We start from the raw sequence: 18,199 nt of genomic DNA, 5'->3' as shown, positions 1-18,199 counted from the left end.
GAAATGGCGGTGGGCATAAGATCGTTCTCCTCTTCGGAAAACCGCCACATGGCCTCTCAACTGCATCGGGAATGAGTCAGTCCCATTCTTGCAAGCGATTTTACAAACGCTCATGCCAGGCTGCATTGCCGCCTCGACGAGGCGAACTTTTTCCGCTGTTGCCAACGGCGTCTGCGCTGCACCGAAGTGATGACTTCGACCCGTGAAAACGAGCCGTCTGAAGCTTTCGACATAGTCGTACTCATAGGCGGATGCCTATGCCTTATCGGCTATGCCGACTGTCCGGTCAAAACGGGGTGCACTCCACCGGATGGGTTCGGGAATATGTGCTCCCTTACTTCATCGCCGCTTTTGCTGGCCCGATAGGGGTGGTTGCGGGCTTTACTCTGATCGAAAAGCTGTTGCCATCGGTCCGGCTCCGCCCCATTGCATGGGCCTTTGCAATATTCATCGGTATAATTTGGCTGATGGCCCTAGTCCTGCCCTTTACCAACGGCGATTCCTTCGATGCAGGAATTACGGTTATGGCTGTTCAATCGGTGGCCGCGTTAATCGCAGCTTTCAAGCTATCGGCCAAAAACTAAATTCATGCATATCGAAGACAATGCAGGGTTGCAGAGTCGCCCGGCCTCATCAAGAAATTTGCGCTGCCTTGGAATATGCGAAGTGCCGGATGAAGCAGCCGCCGGTTACTGGCGCGGCGCTGCCACCGTGATCGTGCATCGCTGATCCTCGCCGGCCGTGCGGGCGGCCTCGACGCATTGGCCGATCGCCATCGTCACCCTCGCGCACGTCGGCCAGGCTCAGTTCTGCAATCCGTCCGGCCGGCGAAGGGATGGCGCTTGGATCAATCGAAACATCGGCATAGAGCGCCGCAAAGCCCGCCAGGACGGCAGCGGCGACGCGGTTGGACTTCGGGTCGTCCAGCAGCGTTCCCGCCGTTGCACGCGCCATCGCTGGCCATTGGTGGGCAGCCTTGCCGCTTGCGGCCTTCAGGTTGCTGTTGGCGGCCTTCGGAGGTGGTGACGGTTGCGCGGCCACAGGAAGGTATGGCGGCCGCTGCCAGATTTCACCGGGTGCAGTATATCGGCTTGCGAAGAGCCGGCCATTGATTTTGATCATGTTACAATCCCGATTGTCGGTTTCCCTGTTCGCTACACTCTGAAATCCGCGAACTCGTCAGCCTCTTCCTCTTTGGCGCCAGGAGCGCCGACCTTGGACCTGTCGGTAGGCGTAAAGCCGAGCTTTGAAAGCGCGGTGATCAGCTTCGAAATTCCGCCGCCGTCAAGCGCCCCGGAGCGAAAATCCGCAAACAGCCGGCACGCTATTTCGAGCATCAAGCGGTCGGCCGCGGTGAGCCAGAATCCGTGGTGGGCAAGTTCGTTCCAGATCGCGCACGCAGTAGCCGGCATCCCGTTCGGTGGCGCGCCAACCGGCGTGGTAACTACCGGCTCATTGGCCCTTGCTCTCTTGCGCTCCGGGTGCGCCTTCATAGTGCCGTTTAGCTCCAGGGCAGCAGTCGGTTTCCTTGGTCGAGCCACTTGCAATCTCCCGCGTCCCGGCCTATTATTATGGTAGCCGCTGAGCCACGCTCGCCGCCATTCCATATCAATTCAGATTTCCGATTTTGGAAGTATAAAATTCTCTTTGGGGACGCGGGTACGGGCCGGCGACGCCCTGGAGATGTGAGGTACCCCCGGGGTGCTGGGCGCCGCAGCCGTCAGCGTGGCAAGTCGGGCGGGCGGCGTGGTGATCGAGCGCCGCCACTGATCGACGGGGCGGGGTTGTAGGGTGACAATCATTGCCGGAGATTCCGAATGAAATCCACGCTGGCAGCGTGCGTTCCGTCCTCGTCCGCTATCAAGACAATGAGACGAGGAAAGAGGCTGGTGGCGTCAATGCCGACCAGCGTGACGGGCTTCCCAGTGTCAGGGTGAAGGCCGGGGCGCGGTTCGATGGGAATCATACTTTGGTTTTCCACGGTTGTTTCTCCTCGTTTCAGGGTGCCCATGCGGGCGGTGTTTTTGGCGTACGCCCGTACGCCGGCCTTACGAGAACGGTACGGCTGTAACACATTGATTGTATTGCATAAAATGCCAAATCGTACGGGAAGCGTACCCTAGAGAAAAAGTCCGTACGTACGCCAGGGTGTAGGGGTGTGGGGATAAATCCCCCCACGCCCCCCCCGGTCCCTGTTTAAGTTGGTGCGATTAAGCTGTGCCGTACGGCCTGAAACCCTTATGGCACAAGGTTTAGATGCCGCACCGTACGGCTGCAAATCGGGTGTACGCACGGCGTACGCTGCCGCGTCACGCCACATCGGTTCGCCGTGCAAGGATTGATGCCGATGAAGCCGCCGCCGCCCGCTTGCGATGGCGCTCGCCCTTGATGTCTACGGCCTCGGCACCGCCCTTTTCGGTGAGCCGGCGCTTGCCGCGCTTCATGTCAACCAGCTTCGCCGTCGCCAGTCTTTCCCAAGCCGATTGGACGCGCCGCTTCTGCCACTTGCCATCGTCGCCCAGCCACTCCAGCCGCTCGGCGATGGTCGCCAAGGTTTGGGTCGGATCACGCTCTATTTCCAAGAGCACGTCGTCATTGTCTTCGCGCGTCCGCTCCTTGCGGCCGACAACATCGCTTGCGGAAAGCACGGCCGCCATGACGGTCGGAACGTCGCGCCCGCGGCTGTTTTTGAGCGTAGGTGCTGTCACGGGCCGGAGCTCGAAGTTTATCGGATCAAAGTCCGGCCCCCGGTGCTTCCCATGCCAATGCAATTTCACAGAGCCGTCGCTCGTTTTGATACAAACAAGGTTGCCGTCCACCTCATTCAGGAACGCGCCGCCGCCGCGCGGAAGCAAATTAAACTGATCCGCGCTCTTGGTTGGATGCGCGGCAACCAACACGCAGGGCCGGCCCGGCAGTGTCGTCAGTGCCCGCAGGTCGCGGGCGTGGGCGCCCAATTCAGTGTTCGCGTTTTCATCCTTGCCGCGAAAGTAAGCCGTCGAAGTATCGATAACAATGAGATCGACGCCGCCAAGTTTTCGCACGTCATCCTCGATGCGCTTGGACATGGCGGGGATGCTGAACGTGCCCTTGATGAAATGCGCATCGATCGTCGCCGGGTCAAACTCCATGTGGTGCGCCATTGCGATCCATCGCATAGTTACGTCGTCGGGATTCTCGCCCGCGAAATACAGGGTCCGGCCCTTGCGCACCTCGCGGTTGCCAAGCGGCTCGCCCAGCGCCGTCAGCGCGGTGGTCAGGAGCAAGATCGCCGTCTTGCCCGCGCCGGTCTGCGCCGTGACGCTGTAAATGAATGACGCCTGAGCTATGCCGTCGATATGGTAATCGGGCGGGACGAAACCGGTCACAAGCTCGCCGCTTGAGATGATTCCGGGATAGGCGTCAGGTTGGTTGTCGTTGGCGGCCACGGGCGGCACCTTGGCGTTGTGCTTGGCAAGCAACGCAACGTGCGCGACGGGCGGGGTGGTATCCACACGCGCACCGCCCCCAACGCGGTCACGTAGCCAATCGGCGGCTGCGGCGGGCGCCATGCCGAGGCAGACGGCGACGAGATCAATCGGCGAATACCCCTTGTTTCCGTCCGAATGGTCGCAGATACTGGCCGGCGCGATTTCCAACGCCTGCCCCCGCTTCGCCGTCGCCAGTCCTGCACGGCGGGAAGGGCGGAAGGACGCGACGGCGAGGTAGCCGGATTGATACCGCTTCAGCCTAGCTAGGCCCAAGGCCGGAACCCATGCGTCGAGATCGGCGAGAGCGCGCGTCTTGATGACGGCCCAAGGTCCATCACCGGCCACGGCAGGGGGGCGCCTGTCGTTGGCCGCCTTCGCCTTCCGCTCGGGCTCGCCACGTGCTGCCAGCAATTCGCGTGCGGCGGTGAGGAAGGTGTCGAGCGTGTCCGGCGTGATTTCCGGGAGATCCGCGAAGGCAATATCCGCCGGCGAGCCGTTGCTCCACTCATAGGGCGCCTCGGTGTCGGGGTGGATTCCGTAGGCAACGAATTGGTTTCCGATGCCGAGCACCTCGACCTCGCACCTCGTGCCATTGATCAGGAACTTGCCCGTCGTCGCTTTCTTCCTCGGCGCGGTGGCGCGGAATATAAAGAGGCACTTAGGCGCCTTGCCGACGCGGCACGGGGCGGATGCGCCGCCCGGCAGGTCCAGAACCATTTCCACCAATGCGGTCGAGGTTGCGCTGTCCAGCGCATCGATGTCGATTGCTACCAAATCCCCGGTCAGGAGCCCGGTGTTAGTGTGATCGGGGTGCGCCCGTATCAATCCCTCGACGTGCTCGGCGTTCGGCTTGAGGTTCTGCCAGCCACGAATGCGGGGCGACTTGCCGGCAACTGGTATCGGGACGTACCCGTTTACGGTCAATTGGCGGCGCAGATCGGCGAGTGGCTTAGTTTCTTTGGGAAGGGCGTTCATAGGGCTTTGCGGCCTCCAATTCGGAAAGGGCTTGTGCGGCGGCGCTCGATAGCTCGGCCGCCAGCTCGGGGTGGAATGACGCGGCATGCTTTCCGCAGGCATTCGGCGCGACGATGCGATAGCGACCGTCCGCCAATCGGCGCAGGGTCAGGTTGTAAAGGCGTAAGTGCGGGCCGGCTTCGACATCAAAGTGCGCAATGGTACGCGTGCCCGCGCCGGGCGGTGCCGGGCGGATTGACAAGATTCGCATGGTGTAACTTTCGGTTGGTGGCGGGTTGGCCGGCGGGTGGGTTAGTTACGTAACGAACGCAAGCGGTGAGGAAGGGTCATGCCGACGCCACCGACACGCGGCCGGCGATCTTGGCGTTGTCATTCGCGTGGTCGTAGACGGCGGTGCGGCGAGTGCTTTCGAGCCATGTCGTCAGGTCATTCTGACGATAGCGCACGCGCCCGCCAACCTTGAGATAGATGGGGCCGTTTCCCGACATTCTGGTCTTATTGAGCCAGCTTGCAGACATTCCGAGAAATTCAGCGGCATCGTTCGTGCTGAGCATTTTTTTTGATCCCTTCGATTTTTTTCGCTTGACACCAATCCCGCCCGACTGTAGTTTACGTTGACATCTTCTGGATGATGCCATATTTTTGTCGAGCGCGATCTTATAAGACAAATTTACCCAATTTGTCAAGCTGAATCTCAGGTCAGCCACAGATACTGTCTAGCCATGGCCATCCGGCGTATTTGTCGCCTTTCTCCTTAATGCTCGTGTATCGCTTGAGACTGTTCCATGAGCGGTGGCCGCTCACGCTCGCGGTTAGCGGGATTGTGCGCCCCATCTCAAAGAGCCGGGAGACGCCCTCGTGCCGCATGTCGTGGAAGCGTAAATCGTCAATCCCAAGAAACTGACATGCCCGCGTGAACGCAGCGCTGATTGCGTCAGTCCCAAACGGAAATATGCGATCGACCGTTTTCGGCATTGATCGGATGATCCGTAGGGCTTCGGGGGGAAGCTCAACCCAAACGTCGTTTCCCTTTTTCTGCCCTGGGTGCTTCATATCTCGAACAAGGATTCTGCTGTGCTGCTCATCCAAGTCTGCCCACGTGATGCGGGTGATCTCTTCCTGTCGTCGGGTCGAGAAAATCGCAAAGGCGACAATCTTGTGCATCGGCGACGATTGAGGAGCGCGTGCCTGGCGATCAACAAAGTGCTGCATGATGCTATCAAGTTCGGTGAGGGTAGGGCGCCTATCCCGCTCATCCGACTTTGCAATCTTCTCAAGGCGGGCGAGGGTCCGCTGCGCGGCCTGCATCTCCGCATAGTCAAGGTCGATGCCCCAAGCCACCTTCGCGTCGCGGAACACTGCGGCAAGGTGGCTGATATAGTTCCCGACAGTCTGAGGCTTCCGCCCCCCGGCTAGCAGATCGTCAGCGAAAGATACGATGTCCTTAGCGCGGATCGTCACGTCCGTCTTCGAGGCGATGGAATGTGCGCTGATTGTCCGCAGCACCTGTTCTTTCGTGCGGCCGATCGTGCGCTTGTCGGATAGGTACTTTTCGATTGCGTCCGCGAGAGTTGCGGCTGGCCTGTTCAACTGGTCAATTGCGCCAGGCCTGTCTAGCTCGCCCTCTCTCCCTGCGGCCCAGGCTACCGCCTCCCGCTTCTTGTTGAAGGTCTTCGCCTCCCGCCACACGATCACGCCGCCTTTCTTTCGCACGATCTGAGCGGTAAATCCGGTGGTGCCGTTCTTGCGTTTGCGTGCCGTGATCGTGCCCATCGGTACAACATCCTTCCTGTCTAGGTACGACATTGTCGTACTTCGATATGAAAAACGCTGCAAGAGCGGGAAAAAGTACAACATTTGAGGATATGACTGGACAGACAAAAATGGCGTTAGAGCATTGAAGATATTGCTAAAGCCCAGCGTTTCCGGGGCGCGGCGCTTCGCCGTCGCTCCCATGATCGACTGGACCGATCGCCACTGCCGGTTCTTTCACCGTCAGTTGACGCGGCGTGCGTTGCTCTACACCGAGATGATCGTCGCCGATGCGATCCTGCATGGCGATACCGAGCGGCTCCTGGGCTTCGATGCGGCGGAGCATCCGGTGGCGCTACAGATCGGCGGCTCGGATCCGGACAAACTGGCGCGTGCCACCCGGATCGCTGCCTCATACGGCTACGACGAGATCAACCTGAATGTCGGCTGCCCGTCGGATCGGGTCCAGTCCGGCACCTTCGGCGCCTGTCTGATGCGCGAGCCAGGCCTCGTCGGCGAATGTCTGGCGGCGATGGCAGGCGCCAGCGCCGTCCCGGTGACGGTCAAGTGTCGGCTGGGCGTCGACGATCAGGACCCCGAAGAGGCGCTCGACCGGCTCGCCGACGCAGCCGTAGCGGCTGGCGTTGCGGGTATCTGGGTCCATGCGCGCAAGGCCTGGCTGGAGGGTCTCAGCCCGAAGCAGAATCGCGACATCCCGCCGCTCGACTATGATCGGGTGCATCGCCTGAAGCAGCGGCTTCCCGATATCTTCGTGGGGCTGAACGGCGGCGTGAAAACCCTTTGCGAGGCCGAGGCGCAGCGGCCCCACGTCGACGGCGTGATGATGGGACGTGCCGCCTATCAGACGCCGGACCAGCTCGCCGCGGTCGACGCCCGCATCTTCGGCGAAGCGCCCCGGGTGATCGACTTTGCCGCGCTGATCGATACCATGGCTGCCTATGCCGCCCGGCACATCGCGCAAGGCGGCCGGCTCGGCCAGGTTACGCGGCACATGATCGGGCTGTTCCACGGTATGCCGGGCGCGCGGCGTTGGCGGCAGATTCTGTCCGAGGGCGCAAGCCGCCCCGATGCCGGGCCGCAGCTGCTCCATGAGGCATTTGCCGCCGTGCGGATCGATGCTGTCGGGCGCGCCGCCGCCTGAGCCCCACGGCCCCGACCGATTTTCGCCTCCCGATGCGCCGAATCAGGGATGCAAACAGCGCGCCGACGGCCTATGACGCGCCATGATTCCGATCGATGTTGCTTCCCTTGCCGCCCTGGCCTTACCGATCGTCGCGGCCGCGGCGGCCGCCGGCTTCCTCGCCGGTCTGTTTGGCGTCGGCGGCGGGGCGATCTTTGTCCCCGTGCTCTACCAGACCTTCGAGGGACTCGGCGTCAGTCACGCCGTCTCGATGCATCTGGCGATCGGCTCTTCCGTCGCGATCATCATTCCGACGTCGCTGCGCTCGCTGGCTTCGCACTGGAAGCGGGACGCGGTCGACTGGACGCTGCTAAAGGGCTGGACGATCGCCATACCGCTCGGCGCCGTGGCCGGCGCTTATATTGCCGCGTCAGCCACGTCGGCGGAACTCCGGGCGATCTTCGCGGCACTCGCCTTCACGCTCGGATTGAAGCTGATCTTCGGGCGTGTCGGGTTTTTGCTGGGCTCGGACCTGCCAGGCCTTGCCGGACGCTCGGTCGCCGGCTTCGTCATTGGATTGATGTCGTCGCTGATGGGTATCGGCGGCGGTATTCTCAATAACACCTTCATGACGCTCTACGGTCGGCCGATGATCCAGGCGGTGGCGACCAGCGCCGGAGTCGGCGTCTTGATCTCGATCCCTGGCGTCCTCGCCTATATCGCCGGCGGCTGGGGCAATCCGTTGCTGCCGTCGTTCAGCCTCGGTTTCGTCAGCCTCGCTGCCGTCGGCCTCGTCGCACCGGCCTCGATCCTCGCAGTGCCGCTCGGCGTGGCGCTGGCGCACCGGCTAACCCGCCGACAGCTTGAACTCGGCTTCGGCACATTCCTGCTGATCGTCGCGGCGCGCTTCGCCTACAGCCTGCTGTGAGCGTCCATCACACGACCTAATCGGTGAGGATCAGCCGGTCGCCGCGGAAGTCGAAGGAGGTGAGGGTGTTGAGGAAGCTCATGCCGAGCAGCGCCGACCCGAGACCATTGCTGTCGGTTACCGCCCCTGGCACGTCGTGGCGGACAATGTCGCCGACGCGAACGGCATCCAGCCGGATCGGCGCCGCACGGGCGATGCCGTTCGCCGTCATCACCTCCTGGGAATAGCGCAGGCGTGCCGTGTCGATGCCTATGCTCTCGGCGGTGGCGCGGTCCATGGCCACGATCGAGGCGCCGGTGTCGACGATGAAGGAGATCGGCTTGCCGTCGATCGAACCGTCGAGTCGGAAATGGTCGTCGATCCCGCGCAGCGCCATGAACCGCTTGCCCTCCGGCGCTCCGACCGCGACCAGCGTTCCTGGGACCAATGCGGCCATCAGACGGTTCTTCAAGCCGGCGAGGTCTGGCAGAAAGGTGTAGAGTCCGATCAGGGCGACGAAAGCGAGAAACCAGATCGCGGCACCCCGCAAGGCCTCGCCAAGCCGGGTGCGCAGCATCAGCACCGCCGTCGAGGCCAGCGCCAGGCCCCAGGCGCCATAATAGGCAAGGCTGGCGAACTGGTTGTCATCCAGCCCGACGATCTGGCCGTCGGTGTTGAGCACCAGTACGAGACCGGCGGCGGCCAGGACGCCGAGGATCATCCATAGGAGCGAGCCGCTACGCATCGCCGCCGGCGTCCGCTTCCCGCCGCTCGCGGGTGCGCCGGGAGCGGGCGGTCTCCCGCCGGGCCGGCCGCTCGACGCCCGCCAGCCGGGCAGGCAGCATGTCCATGACCGCCCGACGGTCCGTAGACGAGATGGCGGTCCAACCGGCGATCTCCTCGCCGGTCCGGCCGCAGCCGAAGCAATAGCCGGTCTTCGGGTCGAGCACGCAGACGAGGATGCAGGGGCTTTCGATGCTCATGGTCCTCAACGGGTCTGGTGACAGCCATCGTCGTTCACAGGCATTGATATGGCGAGCGTCGGGAGACGGAACAAGAAAAATCCAACGACCGGGCACCGGGCGCCCGTTCAGTCCTGCTCGTCGAGTGCCGGCATCACCTCGAGAACGCGGGAATTGGGGAAGATCGCGATCGCCTCGGTGCCTTCGCGCAGGCGCGACAGCAGTTCAAAGCTGCCATCGTGCATCTTGACCAGCGCCTGGACGATCGGCAGTCCAAGACCGGTGCCCTGTTCGGCGCTCTTGATGGCGATCGATCCCTGGCCGAAGGACGATAGCACGATCGGGATTTCCTCCTCGGGGATGCCGGGACCATTGTCCTTGACGGAAACATACTGGCCACCACCGGCCGTCCAGCCGACGCGCAGCACGATTTCGCCGCCGCGTGGGGTGAATTTCACCGCGTTCGACAGAAGGTTGATGATGATCTGGCGCAGCGAGCGCTCGTCCGCCCACATCGCCGGCAGGTCCTTCTCGAACTCCGAGCGCACCACGAGGTTCTTCGCCTCGGCCTTGACCTTGATATAGCCGAGGCAGGCGCGGGCGATCGGCACGAGGTCGATGGCTTCCTCGTCGAGATTGTATCGTCCTGCCTCGACGCGCGAGAGATCGAGGATCTCGTTGATCAGGCCGAGGAGATGTTGGCCGGACGCATGGATGTCGGCGACATATTCCTTGTAGGAATCATTGCCGACCGGCCCGAGGATCTCGTTACTCATGACTTCCGAAAAGCCGAGGATGGCGTTGAGGGGTGTACGCAACTCGTGGCTCATCGTCGCCAGAAAGCGGGATTTGGCCAGATTGGCTTCCTCGGCACGCAATCGCGCTTCGTCGGACATGACGCGGGCGATGTCGAGTTCGGTGATCAGCTCGTCTTTTTCACTTTGATGCTTCAATTGCGCGATCGCGGCGCGGCGCAATGTCTCGGCGACCACGGCGAAGAACGGCACGGCGCCGATCAGCACGGCGTGCATGGCGCCGAGAACCGGTTGCGGGGCCGCGACGATGCCGTAGCCGAGGACCAGCACCGTCGGCAGGAAGGTGAGCGGGACCACCGCTTTCAGGGTCGATGAGATCATCGCGATCATCGCGATCGCCAGGAACAGCACCGTGAACTGAAAAATCTCGAAGCGAAGCGGCGCGCAATCGGCGCAGGACAGCGTCGCGAGATACGCCCATGAAAGCCCGGCGACGACATGGCCGACAACGAAGAGCTTGGCCCAGCGTGAGACATCGAACCGTGCCGAGACATCGGTTGCAAAACGCCGTGAGGCGAGCACCAGAGCCAGGTAGCCGAGAAGCGCGAAGCCGGTCCACACCACCGCGGGCAGCGGACCGGTGAAGACCGACAGCCCCAGTCCGGTCAAAATGACCGGTAGCGGCAGCACGATGGCCGCCGCCTGCAGCGCGGCGGCATGCTGGGTCAGGAGCTCGCGGTCGAACCCCGGCGCAAGACCGCCGCGTGACGACAACCGCTCGCGCGTTGCCTTGAGCGTCTTGGCGATATCGCCACTGCGTGCGGCGCGCGGCCGCTCGACGACGGCATGATGATAACTGGGCGGTGCTGCGACTGACATGAAACTCGATCGATCGCCTGGATACGCTTGATGACCAGGCCATCCTGTTTCGAGAAGCTTAAAAAAATGCCTTAAGAAAGAACGAAAAAGCCGATTGTTCTGTGGAAACCGCGCGGCGGGTCACCCGTTCCAGGGTTGTGTGTCCTTTCGGACCACGAACGCCGGTGCCGCGCCGGCTTGGCAGCGGGGCCGCGCCTGCCTAAACCATTGCCGGTGAAACGGGGTCGGGAGATGACGGAATGAGACTGTTCGATGGCGGGCGCGCGCCCAATCCGCGCCGGGTGCGGGTCTATCTGGCCGAAAAGGGCATCGACGTCCCGATCGAGCCCGTCGACATGGGCGGATTGGGTCACAAATCGGATGAGATTACCAGCCGTAACCCCTTGCAACGACTTCCTGTTCTCGAACTCGACGACGGCACCTGCCTGACCGAATCGATCGCCATCTGCCGCTATTTCGAGGAAGAACATCCCGAACCGCCGCTGTTCGGAACCGGCGCGCTCGGGAGGGCCAAGGTGGAGATGTGGAACCGCCGGCTCGAGCTCGGCCTCCTCCAGCCGGTGGCCGCGGCGTTCCGTCACACCCATCCGGCGATGGCCACATGGGAAGTGCCGCAGGTCGCAGAATGGGGCGAGGCGAACCGGCCGAAGGCGCTGGAATTTCTCAAGCTGTTCGACGCGCATCTGGCGGACAACCGATTCGCGGCGGGCGATGCCTACAGCGTCGCCGACATCACCGGCCTGATCGCGATGGATTTCATGAAGCCTGCGAAGATCACGCCGCCAGAGGATCTGGAGAATGTCCGTCGTTGGTACGCCGAGGTCTCCGCGCGGCCGAGCGCCAAGGCCTGAGCATTAGAGCGGTGAGAGACGATCCGACAGCGCTCTATCGTACGATCCGCGCCTGCCGGATCTGCCGCGAGGCGCCCGTCGGCCCACCGCTTCCGATCGAGCCGAACCCGGTGCTGGTGATCTCGCCGACCGCGCGCCTCGTCATCGCCGGGCAGGCGCCCGGCAACCTCGCTGACAAGACGACCAAGCCGTTCAACGATCCGTCGGGCGTGCGGCTGCGGGATTGGCTGGGGATCGGACCGGAAGTCTTCTACGATCCGACGCGGGTCGCGATCGTGCCGATGGGCTTTTGCTTCCCGGGATATGACGGCAAGGGCGGCGATCTACCGCCGCGCAAGGAATGCCGGGCGACCTGGCACGAGCGGGTGATGCGCGCGATGCCGCAGGTCGAGCTGGTGCTGGCGATCGGCATGTATGCCCAGCGTTTCCATATCGCCGGCGGTGGCGCGCGAACGCTGACCGAGACGGTCTCCGACTGGCGCAACATCCTCGCCGGGCAGGGGCGCTTCGCGCAGGTATTGCCGTTGCCGCATCCGTCCTGGCGCAACAATGTCTGGCTGAAGCGCCATCCCTGGTTCGCCGCGGAGCTTCTGCCGGAACTGAAGCGGCGGGTGGCGGAACTTGTGTGAACCGCGCTTGGCGACCCTACCGGTTTTGGCGCGCCTCCTGTAATCCTCTGGGCGCAGGACAGGGAGTAAGGCGTCGATGGACCGGCTGGACAAGAAGATACTGAGGCTGCTGCAGGAAAACGCGACGCTGGCGGTCGCCGACGTCGCCAAGCGCGTCGGCCTGTCGACGACGCCGTGCTGGCGGCGCATCCAGAAGCTCGAGGAAGAGGGCGTGATCAAGCGGCGGGTGGCGATCCTTGACCCGGTCAAGGTCAACGCACGGGTCACCGTCTTTGTTTCGATCCGCACCAGTTCCCACTCCAACGAATGGCTAAGGCGGTTCTCCGAGGTGGTCGGCGAGTTTCCCGAGGTGGTCGAGTTCTACCGCATGAGCGGCGACGTCGATTATCTCCTGCGCGTCGTGGTGCCGGACATCGCCGCCTATGACGCCTTCTACAAGCGGATGATCGCCAAGATCGAGATCCGCGACGTCTCCTCGTCCTTCGCCATGGAGCAGATCAAATACACGACCGAGATGCCGCTCGACTACATGGTGCTGGACAAGGAGCCGCGGGGGGATTGACGGCTGCTACCGCCGGGAAGCCGCCGCCGCGTTGATCAGCGCTTGAGCCGCGCCAGCAGCGACGACGTGTCCCAGCGCTTGCCGCCCATCTTTTCGACGTCGGCGTAGAACTGGTCGATCAGCGCGGTGACGGGCAGGGTCGAGCCGTTGTGCTTGGCCTCGTCGAGGCAGATGCCGAGATCCTTGCGCATCCATTCGACCGCGAAGCCGTGCTCGTAATGGCCTTGATTCATGGTCTTGTGGCGGTTCTCCATCTGCCAGGAGCCGGCGGCGCCCTTGGAAATGACGCCGACCACGGTCTCGATGTCGAGCCCGGCGTTCTGGCCGAAGGCGATGGCTTCCGACAGGCCCTGGACGAGGCCGGCGATGCAGATCTGGTTCATCATCTTGGTGAGTTGGCCGGACCCGGCCGGACCCATCAGCCCGACCATCTTGGCATAGGCCTCGATCACCGGCTTGGCGGCGTCGAAATCGGCTTGCTCGCCGCCGCACATCACCGTGAGCGCGCCGTTCTCGGCGCCGGCTTGGCCGCCCGACACCGGGGCGTCGATGAATTTAACGCCCTTTTCCCGCGCTGCCGCGTCGAGCTCGCGGGCAAGCTCCGCCGAAGCGGTGGTGTTGTCGATCAGCGTCGCGCCCGGCTTCATGCCGGCGAAGGCGCCGTCCTTGCCAAGGATGACCGAGCGCACGTCGTCGTCATTGCCGACGCAGGAGAACACGAACTCCGCACCCGTGGCCGCTTCGCGCGGCGTTGCCGCATGGGCGCCGCCATGCTCGGCCGCCCATTTCTCGGCCTTTGCGGCCGAGCGGTTGAACACGGTGACGTCGTGCCCGCCCTTGGCCTTGAGGTGGCCCGCCATCGGATACCCCATCACGCCCAATCCGATGAATGCAACCTTCGCCATGCCGTGTTCCTTGTGATCGAATTTGTTGGGAGCAGGAGTTACATGAGAGAGGCGCCGTTTCAATCCTGAGAGGCGCCGGAAGCTCGGTCGGTCGTGACTTGGCGCTGCCGCGCTACGAGGCCGGCTTTTGCGGCTCGGGATGAATCTCGATGGTGATGGTCTGGCCGACAGCGGTCGCGTAACGCGCCAGCGAAGCCATGGATGGTGCGTGACGTCCGCTTTCCATGCGGGCCACGGCCGATTGCGTGGTCTTCATTCGCTCGGCGACATCCTGCTGCGACAAGTCTGCCTTGGCGCGGGCCTTGATCAGAGCCTTGGCCAGTGCCAACTCGTTGGCCATCGCATCATAGGCGGCCTTGACCTCAGGGTCGGCCATCAACTCCTCGCGGAACTCCTCGTAGCTCGTCAGCTCAGACATCGAACATCCTCATTCGTCGCAGCGCCACGTCGATGATCCGGCGAGGCGTCGTCTCGGTCTTCTTGACGAAGGCGGTCAGCACGACGATTCGCCGTCCGGAGGCGGCGAAATATATCGCCCTCGCAATGCCGTCCTTGCCCTTCAACCGCATTTCCCAGAGCTTCGACTCGATCGGGCGGACATAAGGCATGCCAACGCTCATCGGACCATTCTCAAGCAACAGGTCCGAGACCGCCGCGAAGCGGGCTCGCAGATCGGGGGAGAGCTTTCGAATCTCGGCCTTGGCCTCATCCGTCAGAACGACAGACCAAGTCATGAATATATCGCATATATGATATAATTCAACCTTGGCTTTCCTACCGCTTGAGATGCCGGGTCAGCCGCCGCTCGACGAAATTGGTGGCGTGGCGCAGCGCCTCGACGATGGACAGATACAGGAGCGCTGCCCAGACATAGGTCTGGAAGTCGAAGGTGCGCGAATAGGCCTGCCTAGTCTCGCCGAAGAGGTCGTAGACGGTGATGATCGCGACGATCGCCGAGGCCTTGATCATCAGGATGATCTCGTTGGCGTAGGGGCGCAGCGCGACGATCATCGCCTGCGGCATGACGATCTTCCAGAAGATCACCAACCGGTGCAGGCCGAGCGAGCGCGCACCTTCCAACTGGCCCTTCGGCACGCTCTCGATGCCGCCGCGCAGGATTTCGGCCTGATAGGCGGCGGTGTTGAGCGACAGGGCGAACGGCGCGCAGTACCAGGCCTCGCGGAAGAACCACCACAGTCCCACCGCCTCGAAGGCGCCGCGGAACTGGCCGAAGCCGTAATAGACCAGGAAGATCTGGGCGATCAGCGGCGTGCCACGGAAGAAATAGACGAAGACGAAGGCAAGCGTCCGCGCGACGGGATTCGTCGCCATGCGGCCGAGCGCGACCGGCAGCGAAACGATGGCGCCGCAGACGAAGGAGATCAGGACCAGCGAGACGGTGATCCACAAGCCCGACAGGTAGGAGGGGCCGAAGCGGGTAAACAGGCTCGGGTTCCAGACGCTGGCGATATAGGCGACGAGCCCGGCGGCGACGGCGATCCACACGCCGAGCGCAACGATGCCGCCGACGCCGCGCTTCGGCTTGGCGGCGGCCGGCGCGGCGAGCGCGGGGGCGCTCACTTGGCCAGCTCGCCGCGTTTGGTCCAGCGATCGATCCGGCCGATCGCTGCCGAGGAGAGGATCGTCAGGACCAGATAGAGCACGATCGCCACGCCGAAGAAGAGGAAGGGTTCGCGGGTCACGCGGGCGGCGATCTGCGACTGTCGTAGGATGTCGGCAAGACCGATGACCGAGACCAGCGCGGTGTCCTTCAACAGGTTCATCCACAGATTCCCAAGGCCGGGCAGGGCGATGCGAATGAGCTGCGGCAGGATGACCAGCACCATGGTCTGCGACCGGCGAAGGCCGAGGGCCGCGGCGCCTTCTCGCTGCCCCTGCGGAATCGCCCGAAAGGCCGACAGGAACACCTCGCTGGCGAAGGCGGCGAAGACGAAGCCGAGGGCGACCATGCCGGAGACGAAGCTCGACAAGGCCAGACTCGGTAATCCTGTCGCGTCGGTGAGCGACTTCAACGCGCCGTTGACGCCGAAATAGACGAGAAACAGGGTCAGCAGCTCGGGCAGGCCGCGGAAGATCGTGGTGTAGATGTCGGCGGAGAGCTTCAGGAAGCGATCCTGAGACTGCTTGGCGAGCGCCAGCAGGAAGCCGGCGACGAGGCCGATCGGCAAGGTGGCGAGCGCCAGCGCCGCGGTGACCAGAACGCCTCTCGCGATGTCGTCGCCCCATCCGGTCGGGCCGAAGCCGATCAGGGTCCAGTCAATGTCCATGGGGATCGATGGTTAGCGGGCACGTCGGGGATCATCAAGCGGCGATGACACACTGTTTCATTGCGGTCCCTCCAGCGCGCGGTATCTGCGAGGCGTCTTTGGTTCAACAGGAGGAATCCGATGCCCGTTTCCCGACGCCACTTCGTTGCCGGCGCGCTCGCCGCCCCGGTCATGGTCCGCTTCGCGACGCTACCGGCGGCCGCCAAGGCGCCGATGGCGACGACGCAGGTCGCCGCCTACCAGCAGATCACCGTGGGCGACGCCGTCGTCACGGCGATTTCCGACGGCTTTCTCGACCTCGACGTCGCGCTCTTGTCGAACGTGACGCCCGAGGAGGCCGCCGAGATCCTCCGTAACGAATTTCGAGGCGCATCGCCGGTCAAGACCGGCGTCAACGCCTATGTCGTCAATACGCCGGAGCGGACCGTGCTGATCGACGCTGGCGGCGCCGGGGCTTTCCCGAACCTCGGAGGCCTGGTTGCGAACCTTGAAGCCGGTGGCATAGCGCCGGACGCGATCGACGCGGTGCTAATGACGCATCTGCATCCCGACCACATCGGCGGGCTGGTGACCGACGGCAAGCCGACCTTTCCCAATGCGGATGTCCATGTCCACAAAACCGAGCTGGAGTTCTGGACCAGTGCCGCCAATCGCGACGGCGCTCCAGAGGGGGCGAAGGGCTTCTTCGACGGCGCCAAGGCCGCGATGGACGCCTATGGCGACCGGGTGAAGACCTTCGAGGGCGACGGCGAGGTGCTACCAGGGATCGCGGCGCGCGAACTGTTCGGTCACACCCCCGGCCATTGCGGCTTCCTCGTCGGCGAGGGCGAAGAAGGATTGCTAATCTGGGGCGACATCGTCCATGTCGGTCCGATCCAGTTCGCCAAGCCCGAGGTGGGTATCAGCTTCGATGCTCAGCCTGACAAAGCGATCGAAACCCGCAAGGCGATCCTGAAAGAGGCCAGCGCCAACCGGACGCGGATCGCCGGGATGCATATCGCCTTTCCCGGCGTCGGCCATGTGGTGGCGGCCGGCGAAGGCGGCTACGCGTTCGAGCCGGCCGCCTGGCAGTACGATTTCGGCTGACCGACCGCCCGCCACGCTCTGTTGAAACGACGAAGGCCGCGACGGGAAATCCGCCGCGGCCTTCGTCATGCGTCGATGGATGCTCGGCTTATTCGCCGTAGACGTCAAAGTCGAAATACTTGTCCTGGACGGTCTTGTAGGTGCCGTTCTCACGGATCGCGACAATGGCGTCGTTGAACATGCCCTTGAGCTTGTCGTTACCCTGGCGCAGACCGATGCCGATGCCCTTGCCGTAGATCGCCGGATCGGCGGGCAGGGTGCCCAACATCTTGCAGCAGGCACCGGCGTCGCTGCCGATCCAATCGTTGAGTACCACCACGTCGTCGATCACCGCGTCGACCCGGCCGCTCTCGATGTCGAGCTTGTATTCCTCCGCCGTCGGATACTGGCGCACGTCGGCATCTGGAAACAGTGCCTCGGCGGCGCGGGCGTGCGTCGTTGCAGCCTGGGCGCCGATCGCCTTGCCCGCGAGGGCCTCGGCCGTGGCTTCCGTGATCGCGGAATCCTTCGGCACGGCGATTGCCGGCGGCGTCTGGTAATATTTGTTGGTGAAGGCGATCTGCTCCTCGCGCTCGGGCGTGATCGACATCGACGCGACGATGGCGTCGAAATTGCCGTTCTGCAGCGCCGGGATGATGCCGTCCCAATCCTGGGTGACGAAGCTGCATTCGACCTTCATCTGGTCGCAGAGAGCTTGCGCGATATCGACGTCGAAGCCCTTCAGCTCGCCCGAGGCATCGAGAAAGTTGAATGGCGGATAGGCGCCTTCGGTGCCGATGACGACCTTCGACCAATCCTTGTCGGCATCGCTTTCCTGGGCGACGGCCGAGCCGGCGGCGGCGAGGGCCACGATCGACGCGGCGAGCGCCAAAGTGAGGGGGAAACGCATGAAAACCTCTTCCGTGTTGCGCGGCACGGCCCGGACGTTCGTCGTCCATTGAGCAGCATGCCGGTTAGGGAGGCGATGCTGCCACTATTTCAAGGCGCTAGGCAACTGCGACCTTCGCCTCTGGCAGGCGTTGTCAATCATGATGCGC

At 63.3% G+C, this 18,199-nt stretch carries 22 protein-coding genes; 7 read left to right on the top strand and 15 right to left on the bottom strand.

Annotated elements, in window-relative coordinates:
* Nucleotides 1–326: 326 nt before the first annotated feature.
* Nucleotides 327–584, top strand: coding sequence for a hypothetical protein (locus VQ044_RS13285; RefSeq protein WP_331827678.1), 258 nt, complete (start codon nt 327–329; stop codon nt 582–584).
* A 49-nt stretch (nt 585–633) separates the two neighbouring features.
* Here VQ044_RS13285 and VQ044_RS25675 read toward each other — a convergent pair whose 3' ends face one another.
* From VQ044_RS25675 to VQ044_RS13255, 6 genes are all read right to left on the bottom strand, one after another.
* Nucleotides 634–1,122, bottom strand: a complete 489-nt coding sequence (locus VQ044_RS25675; RefSeq protein WP_442872916.1) for a hypothetical protein — start codon at nt 1,120–1,122, stop codon at nt 634–636.
* A gap of 32 nt (nt 1,123–1,154) precedes the next feature.
* Nucleotides 1,155–1,493 carry a hypothetical protein gene (locus tag VQ044_RS13275; protein WP_327647661.1) on the bottom strand — a complete coding sequence of 113 codons (339 nt, stop codon included), beginning with the start codon at nt 1,491–1,493 and terminating at the stop codon, nt 1,155–1,157.
* 816 nt (nt 1,494–2,309) lie between these two features.
* Nucleotides 2,310–4,445, bottom strand: coding sequence for an AAA family ATPase (locus VQ044_RS13270; protein WP_327647663.1), 2,136 nt, complete (start codon nt 4,443–4,445; stop codon nt 2,310–2,312).
* Nucleotides 4,420–4,695 carry a hypothetical protein gene (locus tag VQ044_RS13265; protein ID WP_327647664.1) on the bottom strand — a complete coding sequence of 92 codons (276 nt, stop codon included), beginning with the start codon at nt 4,693–4,695 and terminating at the stop codon, nt 4,420–4,422. The genes VQ044_RS13270 and VQ044_RS13265 overlap by 26 nt, the downstream gene beginning before the upstream one ends.
* A 76-nt stretch (nt 4,696–4,771) precedes the next feature.
* Nucleotides 4,772–4,999: a helix-turn-helix transcriptional regulator gene (locus VQ044_RS13260; protein ID WP_327647665.1), complete on the bottom strand. Its 228-nt coding sequence runs from the start codon at nt 4,997–4,999 to the stop codon at nt 4,772–4,774.
* 145 nt (nt 5,000–5,144) lie between these two features.
* Nucleotides 5,145–6,218: a tyrosine-type recombinase/integrase gene (locus VQ044_RS13255; protein WP_327647666.1), complete on the bottom strand. Its 1,074-nt coding sequence runs from the start codon at nt 6,216–6,218 to the stop codon at nt 5,145–5,147.
* A 130-nt stretch (nt 6,219–6,348) separates the two neighbouring features.
* Here VQ044_RS13255 and dusA point away from each other — a divergent pair, with 130 nt between their 5' ends.
* Complete coding sequence (dusA, locus tag VQ044_RS13250; RefSeq protein WP_442872917.1) at nt 6,349–7,359, top strand: tRNA dihydrouridine(20/20a) synthase DusA; 1,011 nt, start codon at nt 6,349–6,351, stop codon at nt 7,357–7,359.
* Nucleotides 7,360–7,441: 82 nt separating this feature from the next.
* On the top strand, nt 7,442–8,266 hold the full coding sequence (locus VQ044_RS13245) for a sulfite exporter TauE/SafE family protein (RefSeq protein ID WP_327625884.1): 825 nt from the start codon (nt 7,442–7,444) through the stop codon (nt 8,264–8,266).
* A gap of 16 nt (nt 8,267–8,282) precedes the next feature.
* Here VQ044_RS13245 and VQ044_RS13240 read toward each other — a convergent pair whose 3' ends face one another.
* The 3 genes from VQ044_RS13240 to VQ044_RS13230 form a co-directional block, all read right to left on the bottom strand.
* Entirely contained in the window at nt 8,283–8,990 is a 708-nt protein-coding gene (locus VQ044_RS13240) for a retropepsin-like aspartic protease family protein (protein WP_327647669.1), read from the bottom strand.
* Nucleotides 8,983–9,222, bottom strand: coding sequence for a DUF1289 domain-containing protein (locus VQ044_RS13235; RefSeq protein WP_327647710.1), 240 nt, complete (start codon nt 9,220–9,222; stop codon nt 8,983–8,985). The genes VQ044_RS13240 and VQ044_RS13235 overlap by 8 nt, the downstream gene beginning before the upstream one ends.
* 113 nt (nt 9,223–9,335) lie before the next feature.
* Complete coding sequence (locus VQ044_RS13230) at nt 9,336–10,841, bottom strand: sensor histidine kinase (protein WP_327647670.1); 1,506 nt, start codon at nt 10,839–10,841, stop codon at nt 9,336–9,338.
* Between the two features lie 239 nt (nt 10,842–11,080).
* On the opposite strand from VQ044_RS13230, the gene VQ044_RS13225 reads away from it, so the two are divergent.
* The 3 genes from VQ044_RS13225 to VQ044_RS13215 all read left to right on the top strand — a co-directional run bounded on the left by VQ044_RS13225 (nt 11,081) and on the right by VQ044_RS13215 (nt 12,883).
* Nucleotides 11,081–11,692 carry a glutathione S-transferase gene (locus VQ044_RS13225; RefSeq protein ID WP_327647672.1) on the top strand — a complete coding sequence of 204 codons (612 nt, stop codon included), beginning with the start codon at nt 11,081–11,083 and terminating at the stop codon, nt 11,690–11,692.
* A gap of 11 nt (nt 11,693–11,703) precedes the next feature.
* Nucleotides 11,704–12,321, top strand: coding sequence for a uracil-DNA glycosylase family protein (locus tag VQ044_RS13220; protein WP_327647674.1), 618 nt, complete (start codon nt 11,704–11,706; stop codon nt 12,319–12,321).
* A gap of 76 nt (nt 12,322–12,397) precedes the next feature.
* The gene (locus VQ044_RS13215) at nt 12,398–12,883 is read left to right on the top strand and encodes an Lrp/AsnC family transcriptional regulator (RefSeq protein ID WP_327647675.1); all 486 of its coding nucleotides are present in this window, start codon (nt 12,398–12,400) and stop codon (nt 12,881–12,883) included.
* A gap of 35 nt (nt 12,884–12,918) precedes the next feature.
* Here VQ044_RS13215 and VQ044_RS13210 read toward each other — a convergent pair whose 3' ends face one another.
* The 5 genes from VQ044_RS13210 to VQ044_RS13190 are packed head-to-tail and all read right to left on the bottom strand — an operon-like array spanning nt 12,919 to nt 16,076.
* A complete protein-coding gene (locus VQ044_RS13210; protein ID WP_327647676.1) occupies nt 12,919–13,851 on the bottom strand; it encodes an NAD(P)-dependent oxidoreductase in 933 nt (310 codons plus the stop codon).
* 49 nt (nt 13,852–13,900) lie between these two features.
* Entirely contained in the window at nt 13,901–14,206 is a 306-nt protein-coding gene (locus tag VQ044_RS13205; RefSeq protein WP_327624022.1) for a helix-turn-helix domain-containing protein, read from the bottom strand.
* Nucleotides 14,199–14,522 (bottom strand): type II toxin-antitoxin system RelE/ParE family toxin, encoded by a 324-nt coding sequence (locus tag VQ044_RS13200; RefSeq protein WP_327647678.1) that lies wholly within the window; start codon nt 14,520–14,522, stop codon nt 14,199–14,201. The genes VQ044_RS13205 and VQ044_RS13200 overlap by 8 nt, the downstream gene beginning before the upstream one ends.
* A gap of 40 nt (nt 14,523–14,562) precedes the next feature.
* Nucleotides 14,563–15,369 (bottom strand): ABC transporter permease, encoded by an 807-nt coding sequence (locus tag VQ044_RS13195; protein ID WP_327647679.1) that lies wholly within the window; start codon nt 15,367–15,369, stop codon nt 14,563–14,565.
* Nucleotides 15,366–16,076 carry an ABC transporter permease gene (locus tag VQ044_RS13190; RefSeq protein WP_327647681.1) on the bottom strand — a complete coding sequence of 237 codons (711 nt, stop codon included), beginning with the start codon at nt 16,074–16,076 and terminating at the stop codon, nt 15,366–15,368. Before VQ044_RS13190 ends, VQ044_RS13195 begins: the two co-directional genes overlap by 4 nt.
* Nucleotides 16,077–16,196: 120 nt before the next feature.
* Here VQ044_RS13190 and VQ044_RS13185 point away from each other — a divergent pair, with 120 nt between their 5' ends.
* Nucleotides 16,197–17,162 (top strand): MBL fold metallo-hydrolase, encoded by a 966-nt coding sequence (locus tag VQ044_RS13185; RefSeq protein ID WP_327647682.1) that lies wholly within the window; start codon nt 16,197–16,199, stop codon nt 17,160–17,162.
* Nucleotides 17,163–17,250: 88 nt separating this feature from the next.
* On the opposite strand, the gene VQ044_RS13180 is transcribed toward VQ044_RS13185, so the two are convergent.
* On the bottom strand, nt 17,251–18,051 hold the full coding sequence (locus VQ044_RS13180; RefSeq protein WP_327624016.1) for a transporter substrate-binding domain-containing protein: 801 nt from the start codon (nt 18,049–18,051) through the stop codon (nt 17,251–17,253).
* Nucleotides 18,052–18,199 lie beyond the last annotated feature (148 nt).

It is taken from the genome of Aurantimonas sp. C2-5-R2 (genome assembly GCF_036549495.1).
In the GTDB taxonomy this organism is placed as follows: domain Bacteria; phylum Pseudomonadota; class Alphaproteobacteria; order Rhizobiales; family Rhizobiaceae; genus Aurantimonas; species Aurantimonas coralicida_A.
Note: the sequence above shows the minus strand (reverse complement) of the source record. Positions and strands in the feature narration are given on the sequence as shown.

Coding starts and splice junctions, on each gene's coding strand:
- VQ044_RS25675 (WP_442872916.1), bottom strand. CDS start 1,122: ATGATCAAAATCAATGGCCGGCTCTTCGCAAGCCGATATACTGCACCC.
- VQ044_RS13275 (WP_327647661.1), bottom strand. CDS start 1,493: ATGAAGGCGCACCCGGAGCGCAAGAGAGCAAGGGCCAATGAGCCGGTA.
- VQ044_RS13270 (WP_327647663.1), bottom strand. CDS start 4,445: ATGAACGCCCTTCCCAAAGAAACTAAGCCACTCGCCGATCTGCGCCGC.
- VQ044_RS13265 (WP_327647664.1), bottom strand. CDS start 4,695: ATGCGAATCTTGTCAATCCGCCCGGCACCGCCCGGCGCGGGCACGCGT.
- VQ044_RS13260 (WP_327647665.1), bottom strand. CDS start 4,999: ATGCTCAGCACGAACGATGCCGCTGAATTTCTCGGAATGTCTGCAAGC.
- VQ044_RS13255 (WP_327647666.1), bottom strand. CDS start 6,218: ATGGGCACGATCACGGCACGCAAACGCAAGAACGGCACCACCGGATTT.
- VQ044_RS13245 (WP_327625884.1), top strand. CDS start 7,442: ATGATTCCGATCGATGTTGCTTCCCTTGCCGCCCTGGCCTTACCGATC.
- VQ044_RS13240 (WP_327647669.1), bottom strand. CDS start 8,990: ATGCGTAGCGGCTCGCTCCTATGGATGATCCTCGGCGTCCTGGCCGCC.
- VQ044_RS13230 (WP_327647670.1), bottom strand. CDS start 10,841: ATGTCAGTCGCAGCACCGCCCAGTTATCATCATGCCGTCGTCGAGCGG.
- VQ044_RS13225 (WP_327647672.1), top strand. CDS start 11,081: ATGAGACTGTTCGATGGCGGGCGCGCGCCCAATCCGCGCCGGGTGCGG.
- VQ044_RS13215 (WP_327647675.1), top strand. CDS start 12,398: ATGGACCGGCTGGACAAGAAGATACTGAGGCTGCTGCAGGAAAACGCG.
- VQ044_RS13205 (WP_327624022.1), bottom strand. CDS start 14,206: ATGTCTGAGCTGACGAGCTACGAGGAGTTCCGCGAGGAGTTGATGGCC.
- VQ044_RS13200 (WP_327647678.1), bottom strand. CDS start 14,522: ATGACTTGGTCTGTCGTTCTGACGGATGAGGCCAAGGCCGAGATTCGA.
- VQ044_RS13190 (WP_327647681.1), bottom strand. CDS start 16,076: ATGGACATTGACTGGACCCTGATCGGCTTCGGCCCGACCGGATGGGGC.
- VQ044_RS13185 (WP_327647682.1), top strand. CDS start 16,197: ATGCCCGTTTCCCGACGCCACTTCGTTGCCGGCGCGCTCGCCGCCCCG.
- VQ044_RS13180 (WP_327624016.1), bottom strand. CDS start 18,051: ATGCGTTTCCCCCTCACTTTGGCGCTCGCCGCGTCGATCGTGGCCCTC.